General features: G+C 53.9%; 15 protein-coding genes. 12 read left to right on the top strand and 3 right to left on the bottom strand.

Annotation, left to right across the window (positions count from 1 at the left end):
• The first annotated feature begins 1 nt into the window (after position 1).
• From recR to KF784_01665, 4 genes are all read left to right on the top strand, one after another.
• Complete coding sequence (gene recR, locus KF784_01680) at positions 2 to 595, top strand: recombination mediator RecR (protein MBX3117747.1); 594 nt, start codon at positions 2 to 4, stop codon at positions 593 to 595.
• Between the two features lie 9 nt (positions 596 to 604).
• A complete protein-coding gene (locus tag KF784_01675) occupies positions 605 to 940 on the top strand; it encodes an MmcQ/YjbR family DNA-binding protein (GenBank protein ID MBX3117746.1) in 336 nt (111 codons plus the stop codon).
• Between the two features lie 476 nt (positions 941 to 1,416).
• Positions 1,417 to 2,301 carry a prepilin-type N-terminal cleavage/methylation domain-containing protein gene (locus KF784_01670; GenBank protein MBX3117745.1) on the top strand — a complete coding sequence of 295 codons (885 nt, stop codon included), beginning with the start codon at positions 1,417 to 1,419 and terminating at the stop codon, positions 2,299 to 2,301.
• A gap of 12 nt (positions 2,302 to 2,313) precedes the next feature.
• Entirely contained in the window at positions 2,314 to 2,499 is a 186-nt protein-coding gene (locus KF784_01665) for a hypothetical protein (protein MBX3117744.1), read from the top strand.
• Positions 2,500 to 2,837: 338 nt separating this feature from the next.
• Here KF784_01665 and KF784_01660 read toward each other — a convergent pair whose 3' ends face one another.
• Positions 2,838 to 4,547, bottom strand: coding sequence for a hypothetical protein (locus KF784_01660; GenBank protein MBX3117743.1), 1,710 nt, complete (start codon positions 4,545 to 4,547; stop codon positions 2,838 to 2,840).
• An 82-nt stretch (positions 4,548 to 4,629) separates the two neighbouring features.
• Between KF784_01660 and KF784_01655 the strand changes: the two genes are divergently transcribed.
• The 8 genes from KF784_01655 to pth all read left to right on the top strand — a co-directional run bounded on the left by KF784_01655 (position 4,630) and on the right by pth (position 11,898).
• The gene (locus KF784_01655) at positions 4,630 to 5,415 is read left to right on the top strand and encodes a hypothetical protein (protein ID MBX3117742.1); all 786 of its coding nucleotides are present in this window, start codon (positions 4,630 to 4,632) and stop codon (positions 5,413 to 5,415) included.
• Between the two features lie 3 nt (positions 5,416 to 5,418).
• Entirely contained in the window at positions 5,419 to 5,988 is a 570-nt protein-coding gene (locus tag KF784_01650; protein MBX3117741.1) for a LemA family protein, read from the top strand.
• Positions 5,989 to 6,095: 107 nt separating this feature from the next.
• Positions 6,096 to 7,670 (top strand): hypothetical protein, encoded by a 1,575-nt coding sequence (locus tag KF784_01645; GenBank protein ID MBX3117740.1) that lies wholly within the window; start codon positions 6,096 to 6,098, stop codon positions 7,668 to 7,670.
• Positions 7,671 to 7,782: 112 nt separating this feature from the next.
• Positions 7,783 to 8,262, top strand: coding sequence for a dCMP deaminase family protein (locus KF784_01640; GenBank protein ID MBX3117739.1), 480 nt, complete (start codon positions 7,783 to 7,785; stop codon positions 8,260 to 8,262).
• Positions 8,259 to 9,302, top strand: coding sequence for an undecaprenyl/decaprenyl-phosphate alpha-N-acetylglucosaminyl 1-phosphate transferase (locus tag KF784_01635; GenBank protein ID MBX3117738.1), 1,044 nt, complete (start codon positions 8,259 to 8,261; stop codon positions 9,300 to 9,302). The genes KF784_01640 and KF784_01635 overlap by 4 nt, the downstream gene beginning before the upstream one ends.
• Positions 9,295 to 10,425 carry a UDP-N-acetylglucosamine 2-epimerase (non-hydrolyzing) gene (gene wecB, locus KF784_01630; protein MBX3117737.1) on the top strand — a complete coding sequence of 377 codons (1,131 nt, stop codon included), beginning with the start codon at positions 9,295 to 9,297 and terminating at the stop codon, positions 10,423 to 10,425. The genes KF784_01635 and wecB overlap by 8 nt, the downstream gene beginning before the upstream one ends.
• Positions 10,416 to 11,282, top strand: a complete 867-nt coding sequence (locus KF784_01625; GenBank protein MBX3117736.1) for an undecaprenyl-diphosphate phosphatase — start codon at positions 10,416 to 10,418, stop codon at positions 11,280 to 11,282. The genes wecB and KF784_01625 overlap by 10 nt, the downstream gene beginning before the upstream one ends.
• Positions 11,283 to 11,331: 49 nt before the next feature.
• Positions 11,332 to 11,898: an aminoacyl-tRNA hydrolase gene (pth, locus tag KF784_01620; protein ID MBX3117735.1), complete on the top strand. Its 567-nt coding sequence runs from the start codon at positions 11,332 to 11,334 to the stop codon at positions 11,896 to 11,898.
• Here the strand turns inward: pth and KF784_01615 are convergent.
• Positions 11,895 to 12,365, bottom strand: a complete 471-nt coding sequence (locus KF784_01615) for a hypothetical protein (protein ID MBX3117734.1) — start codon at positions 12,363 to 12,365, stop codon at positions 11,895 to 11,897. The genes pth and KF784_01615 overlap by 4 nt on opposite strands.
• Positions 12,358 to 12,810 (bottom strand): winged helix-turn-helix transcriptional regulator, encoded by a 453-nt coding sequence (locus KF784_01610; GenBank protein MBX3117733.1) that lies wholly within the window; start codon positions 12,808 to 12,810, stop codon positions 12,358 to 12,360. The genes KF784_01615 and KF784_01610 overlap by 8 nt, the downstream gene beginning before the upstream one ends.
• Between the last annotated feature and the right edge of the window lie 70 nt (positions 12,811 to 12,880).

The following is a 12,880-nucleotide window of genomic DNA, read 5'->3' as shown; positions in this document are numbered from 1 at the left end:
AATGCTTTACGCGAGACCTCTCGCTGAACTCATTGCCGAGCTTGAAAAGCTCCCTGGCGTGGGGCCAAAATCGGCTCAACGCCTTGCTTTTCACCTGCTCCGACTGCCCGACGAAGACGTTGTGCGTCTTACCCAGGCCATCGCCATTGCCAAGAAATCACTCCGATTCTGCGTCGTCTGCCAAAACTTTAGCGAGTCGGAAACCTGCGAGATTTGCCTCGATCCCCGTCGCAGCGACGAGACGATTTGCGTCGTCGCCGAACCTAAGGACATCAGCGCGATTGAACGTGTCAACGAATTCAAGGGGCGCTATCATGTGCTTCACGGGGTCCTCAACCCCATGGATGGCATCGGCCCTGAGCAATTGCGTGTGCGTGAGTTGTTGGCACGCCTAAGCGAAGGCGTGTTTGAAGTCATCCTCGCCACGAACCCAACAGTCGAAGGCGACTCCACTGCCCTCTACCTCGCCAAGCTCATCAAACCCGCAGGTATCAAGGTCACGCGAATCGCTCATGGAATGCCCATAGGCGGCGAACTTGACTACGCCGATTCGGCTACCCTTCTCAGCGCCCTTGAGTTCCGGCGCGAGATGTAAACTTCCGTAATGAATCCACAAGCGGTCTATCAATCCGTCCGAGCGCACTGCCTGGCAAAGCCCAATGCTGTGGAGGAGTACCCCTGGGGTCACGTGGTCTGGAAGGTCAAAAAGAAAATCTTTGCGATTGGATCAGAGAACGAGGCTCGTTTTACCGTCAAGAGCACACCCGATCGTCAGTCTCAGCTCATCCTTCATCCAAACATCGTGGTTGCCAGTCACGTGGGCCGATTTGGCTGGGTGTCGATTCTTGTCGACAGCGAAGAGATGCTGGAACTTGCCCTGGAAATCATCGATGAAGCCTACGATTCAATCGTGGTCAAAAAGTCAACGCTTAGGTCATAAGACTTAACGTCGAAAGGTACATCGTTTAACTAACTTTGACCAGGGGTAATCGCGCATAGCGAACTAACCACACTTCTCAAAGCAATTGCCCCGGCATTATTTACAGGCTTCGAATACTGCCAAGCGTTTGCCTATTCAAAAATCCACGATTATTCAAACAGCCAAGATCAATACGTTGACATCACTGCGATAGTTCCATTCAAAACAATAATTGGAACAAGACTGAATCAAGGGGTAAATTGTGCAAAAACGAAGCTGTTTTGTACATTTGAATACTTGTAAGCTATCTATATTCAATGAAAGTACTTAAAAGAATATAACTGATAACAAGTGTTTAGAAACGCACTGCATCATTTGATCAAATATCAGCATAACAATAGTGCTTTGGCCTATAAATTTTGTAAGTTTCGCGTTAGTGATATTACAATCACCCTGTCTTCGGACATTCAGACAAGTAATTATTAGGAAGTGAAATCATGTTTTGCAAAAAAGCATTCACATTAATTGAACTCTTGGTGGTTATCGCGATCATAGCGATTCTCGCCGCTATCTTGTTCCCCGTCTTTGCCCAAGCTAAGGATTCGGCAAAGAACACCGCTCTTCTGAGCAACATCAAGCAAGCCGGTACGTCGCAGATGATCTACGCTGCCGACTACGACGACATCTTCTCGCCGACGATGGCAAGTCACCCGACTCTCCCCATCGACCTCGGTTGGCAGGACCTGACTCAGCCGTACATGAAGAACTACGAGCTGATCCTCAACCCCAAGCGAAACCGACCCGCCAATGATGCGAACCTGTACTGGACGCGTCTGCAGCACATGGGCATGCCAGCTCGCGCTGCTGTATCGGTCTCGTTGACAGCAAACACAAACAACTACTATCAAGGTACGCACGCCGGTCAGCTCGTTCGCTACGAAGGCGTTGGTGGTCTCGTGAATCTTGATCCGACCCTCGCAGACTGGCTTGGCCGAAAGATCGCCACGTCCTACAGCAACACTCAGGTTGACGACGTGTCTAACACGATCCTCTTCGTTGAAGGTTCCAACTGGGACAACTGGTTCCCATTCGCTTCGGGTGGCAATCCGCTCAGCACATGCTGGCGCTGGAATCCGGCTGCGGCAAACGCAAACGGTGGCAACTTCAGCTACGTCATCACGACGACGACACGCCCGCTCAATGGCCTGAACGGTCTCCACACAAACCCGACGCAGTGTCTGCTCCCGCAGGGCCGCTCCACAGCGACCATGACGGACAGCTCCGCTCGATCGGTTGACTTCCGAGGCCAAATCTACAACCCGTCACCCAGCAAGACCGCAGGCATTTATGTCTCCAGACTGCTGAACCCGATGGGCATCTAAGGGACAAAAATAATGTTGCAAAAAAGACTCATCCTAGCTCTGGCGCTGGCAATCGTGCCGTTCGCGCTGATTGGCTGCTCAGACTCAGCCTCAGGAGGCACGATGCCTGACAACAAGGAGATCCGAAAGGAGAATCCTGATGGTCAACGCCCCGTGGACTCCGCCGGAGGAGCGTCGAGCATGTCGGTCACCGAGTAGGAGACCAAAGCGCAACATTGAGCCGGGCTGAAACCAAAGACGGCCCGGCTCACACTTTGTACGAACAACGTTTTCTTCCGAAGGTATAGAAAGGCAAAAACAACCAGAAGCCATGTGAATGGCTACTTGGATTCATTTGGACCGTCAAAGGACGGTCCATTTTTTTGCAGATCCCCCAAACTCAGCGCCGCAAAACAAGAAGCCCACGACACGGGGTCATGGGCTGGCATTTACGGAACTTGGTTGTATCAAAGTCAACAACTCAGCGCGTCGATTCGGTTCCAGGTCCCACACCCTGTGGGACCTGGAAGATGTGCCAGTTCCAGACGATCAGGTTTTTACGAAGCCTGAACAGACACACGGACCGTCCCAGCGCGTTGGTGCTTGAGCTCTACGTCATAGGTTCCTGCACTCGCGACGACCCACTCGAAGACTGCCATATCGTCGGTGCCATTCACTTGCCATCCAAACCCGCCTGCTGTGACGTGATTTCGTCCCACAAGCTGGCCTTTGTCCTGCCTCAACTCCCCGCTGACAAGCCAATCTGGTGAGGATGCACCTTTCGGATCGCGTGATTCCCCGGCAAGAGTAATCTCGCCCACCACGCCCCGGACGATTTTCTTCTCCTCAGCGCGCTTGCTCACACAAGTCGGAAGCCAGCCCGTGTTCTGCACGGCGACCCGGATTCGCCAAGCGCCTGCCCCCGCGGCCTCGACGTGTGTGCTGTGAAGCTCGAGCTTGGGTGAACAAAGAGCTTGCCATATCGCCCAATCACCAAGCGGGGCCACCTCATTTTCCAAAAAGTTGAGTGGGGGATTTCGAAAAGCATACAAAGCATCCCAGCCCCCAAGCTCCACTTTGCCCAACTGTGGATGATCGAACTCATACCAATCGATGTGACCCTTCCCGTCCAACTTCTCATCCGACCATTTCAAAAGCATTAGGTCGTGCTCCACAGGGTGCTCCCTAAACCAATCGATGTATTTGTAATCGGTAATCCCAGCTTGTCGCTGGGGAGACCAGATTTCGGTCGTCCAAGCATAAACGCCCAGATGCTCATACATCCAATCGTCGAAGACGCCGGTGATGACCTCCTTGGGGTGGTACTTGAATTCGTGGAAGTTGCTGATGGCGGGGTAGCCCGTCATCTCTTTGCCCTTGTCGCCGAGGGCCTGGTACGTCCAAAGGTCTTCGGCGGGCAGTTCGTCGTCTGCGTAACGGCTCGGCGGGCGAAGATGGACTCCGCTGAAGGTGTGGAAGCATATGGCTCCGCAGATGTTCGGGCGGTCGACGATGGCCTGAACAGCCGCCCTAATCTCCGGCTCTCGGGCCGGGTAGTCCCCCGCGCCGTGCTGCTCATGCTCCGGCCTCCAAGAAGAAGGGAAGTGCCTGTTCATGTCCAGGCCCTCTTTCGTTTTGCGTGCGCGCATCGTCAAACCGTCAAAGTTGTGGAAAGTCCCTTCTGGGAGCACCCGATAAAACTTGCCCTCATAATCGCCCGGCTCGCGACGAACAAGCAATCGTTCATCCTGATCGCAGACTTTCCATGCGCCGTTGGGATCCTCAATGCGCATATTTAGGATTCGACCGTCGCCGTCCATGTCTTGCCGCTCCAGGCCGTATGGGTCCTCTTCATCAAACGGGTAGGGCCGAATCGATGAGCGTACGATTCGAGGAGGAGTTTCCAAAGCCCATTCTGCACCGTCCGGACACAGTCGAGGAACGAGATAAAACGTCCGTGTATCGACCGCAAGAGTGATCTGCTTGTCTTTGCCGTACTGTGTGCAGAGCTTGTTGAGCATATGCAGCACAGCCGTCGAAGCGCTGAGCTCGGAGGCATGGATATTCGCATCGCACCAGAATGCTGGTTTGTCCGCGTGATCGCCCTTGTCCTTTGCCGTCACGGAAACAAGCCAAATGTCGCGTCCTTCGTAAGAGCTTCCGATCTTCGTAACGGTTACGAGGTTGGGATACTCGCTCTCATAAGCCTTCAAGAGTTCGCCGATCTCGGCGTGATTGTAGTAGCGGTCGAATCGTATCTCGGGCATAAACAAAGATTACTTCTCTTTTGAGCAAAATCGTTTGCAACGAAGCGAACGTGCACGTCGTTAAGATGGCGGAATTCAATCTATGGAACAGGCAGTTTTCATCGTCGGGGCGATCATATTTGGGTTAATCCTGATCCTGTCGATGATGTACGCCAAGAAGAAGGCGGAGGAACGACGAGTCGCGATGTTCGAACTCGCCGGAAGACTTGGGCTCCAGTTCATGCCCTACGGCCTGAGCAGAGAAGAGAGCGGAAGCGGATTTTTTGAGCAGATGCTTGGCTTTGGCGTGTCGAGCGCAGATCGATTTCTTGATGGGTTAGACGGCTTTGAGCCATTTGGAAAGGGCTATGGACGCGACGTATCCAGCTTGTTGATCGGAAGGCGTGAAGGTGTTGATTGGTTCATTTTCGACTATGAGTATAAAGAGGACACCCGGCGCGACGACAAAGTCGAGACAACCACCTATCGATTCGGCGTTGCAGCCGTCAGGATTCCTATGATGCTTCCCGGCTTGCGGATGAGCCCGGAAACTTTCGCAGATCGAGTGATGGAGAAGCTCGGCAGGCATGAAATTGAGTTTGAGTCGGCCGAGTTCAACAAGAGATACTTCGTCCAATGTAACGACAGACGCGCTGCATACGATCTGATCCATCCGCGCATGATGGAGTACCTGCTGACAGTTCCTGCTCGCGATTGGCAAATCGCAGGCCCATTTATTATTCTCCATCAGAGGAGTTACTACGAACCGATGGATATCTATCGGATTGTTAGCGACGTTGAAGGGTTCGTTCAGCGGATTCCAAACTATGTCAAGCAAGATCGCGGAATCTCTACCCCTTGGGCAAGCCCATTCGATAATATGAGCTGAGAGATGCAAGTTTCCTCCTCCATGATCATCCCCGTCGCACTCGGTCTGCTCGCGATAGTTTTTATCGTGTGGATAGTCTCGACACACAACCGTTTCGTCTACTTGCAGAATCTCATTCGTGAGTCATGGGCGGGTATCGACATCGCACTTAAGCGACGGCATGATCTCATTCCGAACCTCGTAGAGACAGTGAAGGGGTATGCGGCGCACGAAAGCAGTGTTTTTGAAAGGGTAACGCAGGCCCGAGAAAAAGCAGTCGGGGCGCTTGGCAACGTCGAGAATCTTGTCCAGCACGAGCAACAATTGGTGTCAGCTGTGAATATGCTGATGGCGCGGGTGGAAGCCTATCCTCAACTTAAGGCAAGCGAGCACTTTGCACAACTTCAACAAGAGCTGATCGACACCGAAGATCGTATTTCGGCCGCCCGAAGGCTTTACAACGGAAACGTCCGTGAGTTCAACACTTATCTCCAATCGTTTCCAGCGTCCTTGCTTGCTGGGAATCGAAAGTCTGCCGACTTTTTCGAGGTCGAGGAGATCAAAGTGCGGGAACCGATACCTGTCAAATTCTGATATACGGTCGTCGGTGGCGAGTCTGGAACTCGGATTTCTTGCTATTTCAGTCCAAAATGCCTTAGAATTCTTACAATAGAAAGTCTTCTCTATAGGGGTTCTAAACGATGCTCACAACTTTACTTACTGCGATGGTGCTTCAGGGCGCTACCGACAAATTGCCAGACTGCACACTTTGGGAGTCTTACTTGGCAGAGGCGGCCATGGGCACGGCCTCATCAAGCGAATTCCCACCAAGTGGGTCAAGTCGTGCACTTCGATTTCCGACAGTCTCCGTAAATAAGGGCATCGGTCGCCTGGAGATTTTTGGCGGTACCGGCCCCGGCGATATCGTCAACGGTCAGCAGCGCGTCTATCAGCGCATCTATCGCACTGACGGCTCGACGTGGACACGTCCTGCAGGGTGGTTTACCTATCACCCGCAGCATGGGCACATCCACTTCGACGACTGGACGGTGTTTCGCCTACGGGTTCTAAATCCGAACGGCACGCCCGGACCTATTCTCCGAACTGGTGCGAAAACGAGTTTCTGCATTTTGGAGCTTCTGCACTATGACAGTAGCGCTCCCGGACACAACGACCCTCCCGGCTACAACAGCTGTGGCACCTTGCAGGGACTTCGTCCGGGCTGGGCAGATATCTATAGCGCTGGCCTTGCTGGACAGTTCATCGACTTGACAGGAATCGCAGACGGTACCTACTATCTCGAAGCTACCGTTGATCCCGACAATCAGATTCTTGAATCGGACGAAACGAACAACACAGTCGGCATCCCGATCGCCATCGGAGCCGCACCGCCAGCTACCCCCGATCCTTACGAGGAGAATGACAGTCGGGCTCAAGTAGATGCCGCTCCTGAGGGTGGATTAAATAGCCCGAATTTGGGATTGGTGCTGGACTACAAGCGCATCGGCAACCTGTCACTCCAAGATGACGATTACTTCAAATTCAAGATTCACGCGGCAAGCGAAGGCGACTACATTCGTGTCACTTCGCCATACAACCGACTTGGCAATTTCTCTGCCCAACTCCTGAACTCAGCAGGTTCGGTTATTCGAAGCTCGACGCTTTCGTTCAACTACGAGTACATCTCATTGGCCGGAATCGCGCAGGGCACCTATTACGTGAGAGTCTTTAAATCTTCGTCAGGCAACCCAGATAACCCGAACTACTCGATTGAAATCGAACCAGGCGGCAACCTACCGCCCGAAGTGAGCGTGACGATACCGGACGAGAAGAGTTACGCGGAATATGCTCATCAAACCTTCCCCGTGGCGTGGCAGGGTAGCGATCCCGAGGATGATCCCAAGTTCGTTTCCCTCTACCTGACACCGGTTCAGGGCAGTTCAGCAGGCGCAATTCCCATCCCCGGCTACCAAAATCTTAGTGGAAACCAGGGCAACGTCAACGTGAATACGGTTGGCCTACCGCTTGGACGTCACTACATCATGGTCAGGGCAACGGACGGTGGTATGTACACCGAAGCTTGGTCAGTGGCCCAAATCGTCATCTACGTAAAGGGTGACCTTAACTTCGACGGACGGATCGGCCGAGACGAATACGCGCTCGTTAGAAAGGTCGTCCTGAATGGACTCGAAATCCCCGAAGAGTGGCATGAGATCTGCGACTTCGACGAGGATGGAGATGTTGACGAGGTTGACGTCAAACTAATGGGTATGTAGCCTGAATAAAAGACGGTAAGGGCCTGAACCGAAGTCCGGTTTGGGCCCTTTTTTGTTGTGAACAGCCGCTTCGCTTTAAGCTAACGCCTGCATTCGGTCATAATCGCTTCAAGTGAGTCCAGAACGCCCAAGCTGGGATACCTATTTCATGCAAATCGCCCATCTGGTCGCGACGCGTGCGACCTGTCCTCGACGAAGTGTCGGGGCGTTGATTGTGCGAGAGAAGCGCATTCTCGCAACCGGTTACAATGGCGCGCCGAGAGGCCTGCCCCACTGCCCGGTTGATGGTCATATCAACGATTGGCCGAACGGCTGTCTGCGCGCCGGGCACTGTATTCGGTCGCTCCACGCCGAACAGAACGCATTGCTCCAAGCAGCCATGATCGGAGTCCCTTGCGAAGGCGCAACGATGTACGTCACATGTCAGCCTTGCAACACCTGCGCAAAAATGATTATCAACGCTGGCATTTCACGCGTCATTTATGAAGGAGACTATCCTGATCCGTTCTCGCTAGAGCTGTTCAGGGATGCTCATCTTGAAGTCTTCGTTTATCGCGAAGACCGATTGGAAAAGGTGGACCTCGGCTCGTGACCGAACTCCTTCACTATTTTATCGCCGAAGCTACGACAAAGCCCCTCGCAGGCTTTCGAGCGCCATTGCTGACAGCAGTGCTTGCGATGGTCGCCAGCATGCTATTGACGCCCGTTGTACGCAAAATGGCCTTCAAGTATGGCGCGGTAGATGACCCTAAGCGTGATGACCGAAGAGTTCACAAGGAGCCACTTCCGCGCTGGGGCGGCATGGCGATCTTCGGCGGGTTCATGGTCGCGATGCTGGCCATCCTTCCGTTTGCTTATCCACTTCAACCGTTCCCACTTTATCTGATCGGAATCTTCGTGGTTGGAGCGCTGGTGGTCGTAGTGGGTGCGCTGGACGATCTGTTCCAGTACAGCGCCAAGATTCAACTGCTCTTCTTGCTGGCTGCTGGCATCGTGATTCAATTCATCTTCAGTGGAAGTAGTCGCATCCAAATTGCAGGGATGAACTGGCCGCTCTTTAGCGACGAGTCTGGACAATGGATAGCGTTCGGAGTCTGGGCCGTTCCAATCACAGCTTGTTACATCTTCATCGTGACGAAAACGATGGACACGATAGACGGGATCGATGGCCTGGCGTCCGGCATCGCCGCCATCGCTGGAGCCACCCTTTCACTGATCGGGACTTACCAAGGTCAGCCGAGGGTGGCGCTGATCGCGGCAGCTTTGGCGGGGGCCTCCATCGGATTTCTACGGCACAACTACAACCCAGCGAAGATCATCATGGGCACTGGTGGGGCGCAGTTCTTAGGATTTGTGCTGGCATCTTTGAGCATCGTTGGGGCGATGAAGACAGCCGCAGCCTTTATGATCATCGTTCCTGTGCTGGTTTTTGGGGTGCCATTGATCGATGCGGTGCAGGTGGTCATTCGCCGGAAACTGAGCGGAGTGCCAATCACTCAGGCAGACAAGAGACATATTCACCACCAGCTCTTGAATCGGGGACTGACCCAGCGCCAGGCTGTCTGGGTGCTGTATGGCATCGCGATCGTGCTGTGCGGAACACTTGTGGCGGTGATAAGACTTTATGAGTAGGCCGCGTATCGTATGTGTAGTCGGGACGCGCCCAGATGCCATCAAGAGCGCTCCCGTAGTTTTGGAACTCAAGAAGTGGGAAGCGGTAGAGACTGTTTTGGTCGCAACCGGACAGCATCGTGAAATGCTTGACCAAGCCCTCGACACCTTCGGGCTTAAGCCAGATCATGACCTCGCCATCATGAAGCACGGGCAATCGCTTGCAGAAATCACGACGCGCTGTCTAGAAGGGCTGGACCGGCTGTTTACCCAAAGCCCACCCGATTACGTGATCGCCCAAGGTGACACAACGACAACGTTTTGCAGCAGCCTCGCCGCGTTTTACAGGAGAATCCCCTTCGGTCATGTTGAGGCAGGCCTGCGTACACCAACCGTGGATGATCCCTTCCCCGAGGAATTTAATCGTCGGGCGAGTGGACTGATCGCCACGCACCACTTCGCGCCCACTGCGTGGGCGGCAAAGAACCTGCTAAACGAAGGCAAAGACACCGCAACCGTCTTCGTGACGGGCAACACCGGTATCGACGCCGTCCTCGCCGTCGCTGAACGAGAACCCCAAACGTGGCTCTCCGATCACCCTCACGACGTAATTCTCCTCACTACCCACCGTCGCGAAAACTGGGGGCAGCCTCAGCAACGGATTGCTGAGGCTGCCCGCGAAATCATTGATGCCCATCCCGATTTGCGCCTCGTCGTCCCGATGCATCGGAACCCGCAAGTACGCGAACTGTTGCAAAGAGTCCTTGGCAATCATCCCCGAGTCGATCTTATCGAGCCCCCCGAGTATCCCAAATTCGTGAAGCTGATGCAAAGAAGCAAGCTCATCCTCACCGATTCCGGCGGCGTGCAAGAAGAAGCGCCTGCTTTTGGCATACCCGTGCTGGTGCTTCGTGAGACGACCGAACGTCCAGAAGGCGTGGATGTCGGAACCGCCCGCTTGGTCGGAACGGACAAGGAACTCATCATCAAGACCGCAAACGAACTCTTTTCGAATCCAGAAGCCTACGACAGAATGGCTCGTGCGGAGAGCCCATATGGCGATGGCAAGGCCGCTGCGCGTGTCCGGTCTGTTGTTCTTAGCAGTCTTAGAATAGAGACAGAACAGGTGAAGATGTGGGCATAATCGAGGCGATAATCCTCGGAATTGTTCAAGGATTAACAGAATTCTTGCCCATATCCAGTACCGCGCATGTTCGGATAGTTCCTGCAATATTCGGATGGGACGACCCAGGAGCGGCCTTTACCGCCGTTATTCAGCTCGGCACGCTCATCGCTGTCCTGATCTACTTTCGCAAAGACCTCATCGACGCGGTCGTCGGTTGGGTGAAAAGCATTGTAGACCCCGGTCGCCGCAACACTTACGAAAGCCGAATGGGCTGGGCTATCTTCATCGGCACCATCCCCATTGTCATCTTCGGGACGTTGTTCAAGCACCGAATCGAAAACGATCTTCGCTCACTGCACGTTATCGCCAGCTCTCTGATCGGTATGGGTTTGTTGCTACTTCTCGCCGAGCGCGTGGGCACTAAGCAGCGGGACGTCGGACGGGTGACTGTTGGAGATGGCTTGCTGGTTGGACTCTTTCAGGCTATCGCGCTCATCCCTGGCGCAAGCCGCTCCGGCTCGACCATCACAGGGGGTCTCTTCGCCGGGTTTGATCGAGCCTCAGCCGCTCGCTTCAGCTTTCTCCTATCCGTGCCGAGCGTCTTTGCCGCCGCCATTTTTAGCCTCAAGGAGCATGCCCACGCATTCCAGGGGGATTTGCTCGTGCCTGCAATCGTTGCCAATATCGCGGCCCTCATCAGCGGCTATGCTGCCATCGCATTCTTGATCTCCTATCTGCAAAAGCATGGCACGGTCGTGTTCGTCGTTTATCGGGTCCTCCTTGGCCTCGTCCTGTTCGGGCTACTATTCACCGGAGTACTTAGCCCCGATCAAGGACTCCCAACTAAGCCGGATATATCCGCAGCCCAAAAGTAAACCCATGTTTTCACACCGGAAGACCAAAGAGCACATCGATCCCGAATGGATGATCGTGGGTCTCGGCAACCCGGGCCCCGAATATTCGGGCACACGGCATAACGTCGGCTTCGACGTGATCGAACTGCTCGCCGAGCGCTACAAGATCAAGCTCAACCAAAGCAAACACCGTTCGCGGTTCGGCACCGGACGTATCGACGGAATACCCGTCGTACTCGTCAAGCCACTCACTTACATGAATCTGAGCGGTCAAGCCGTCGCCCCAATGGCGCGTCAATACGGACTCAAGCCAGACCGAATACTTGTCGTCTCCGACGAAATGGATCTGCCGATGGGGCGACTTCGATTGCGGGTCAAAGGCAGTTCAGGCGGACACAACGGACATAAGTCCATAAGCGCTTCTCTGGGCAGCCAGGAGTATCCACGTCTAAGGCTCGGCATTGGAAGGCCAAAGGAAGAGGCGTCGAGCGATCATGTTTTGTCGAAGTTCCATCCCGAAGAACGCCCCGACTGGCAAGAGATGATCGAAAGCGCCGCTGCCGCGTGCGAGAAGGTGCTTGAAAAGGGCGTGGAGCCCGCCATGCAGGAAGTCAATCGCAACGATTCTGGCTATTAGCGCATCGCAAACGCTTCTGTCGAGCGCTCGCAGTACGAATGGTGGGGGGCAAGAATGTGAATCGTCCCTTGATGACCATTCCAGAACGGCGCTGCCATTCCTAAATAGGTGTGATAAACGTAAGCGCCATCCTTCGTTTTGCCCCAATGAGGAGTCCCTTTTCCGGTGCTCACCAACACGAAAAGACCGGGTGGAATGTACTCATCCTCGCGGATAACATGTGCCGAGTCGGAAAGTCCGCAGCCCTCAATCGCATCTTCGCTCATCAGGATGTGTCCACGGAGACGAACGCGCAGGTGCCCCTGATTCTGCAGAAGGATAAACTCCTGCGCTAGCGTTTCGCTTCGTTGGACTCCGACAATCCTTAGCACCGCCTTTTGGCCTCCGTTGAACGAAAGGACGTCACAATCGCGAAGATTGGAGCGGCATAACGGGTTCTTTTCGGAAAGAAAGTCAAGATTAGCCATGATCTTCACCCGCTAGGTTCCCTATGCATTTCGAAAGGATTCGCTCTGTCTGCTTCAAATCGGACGAACCGATCCCATGAAGCATCTTTAAATTCACATTATCTAGGTGAACTAGGGTTTCCGAAATCAGCCGATTTCCCTGTTTGGTAAGGCTGACACGTTTGGCCCGACGGTCGGTGTCAGAGGGTTTCTGCTCGACAAGTCCTTTGTTGCTCGCAGTCTTTAATGCCTCGCAAAGTGAAGCCGCTGTGATCCCCATCCTTTGCGCTAACTCAGCCTGAGTGATATTCGTTTCCGAGGCTTTGATTGCCGAGAGGAGTTGAAAGGTGGAGAGGCTGTGCCCTTGTTTGCGAAGTCCGCCTTCAACCTGCTCGGATACGAGTTCGGACAGAATGGCAACTTGAGCAGCGAGGTTCTGCTGTGCCGGAGATCGTTTGGCTGCCATACGATACGTATTATAGCAAGGATTTCTACGGAAGCCAAATATTGCGACAGAATTGACTAGTGAAGCTAGT

This window comes from Fimbriimonadaceae bacterium (assembly GCA_019638775.1).
Taxonomy (GTDB): domain Bacteria; phylum Armatimonadota; class Fimbriimonadia; order Fimbriimonadales; family Fimbriimonadaceae; genus JAHBTD01.
Note: the sequence above shows the minus strand (reverse complement) of the source record. Positions and strands in the feature narration are given on the sequence as shown.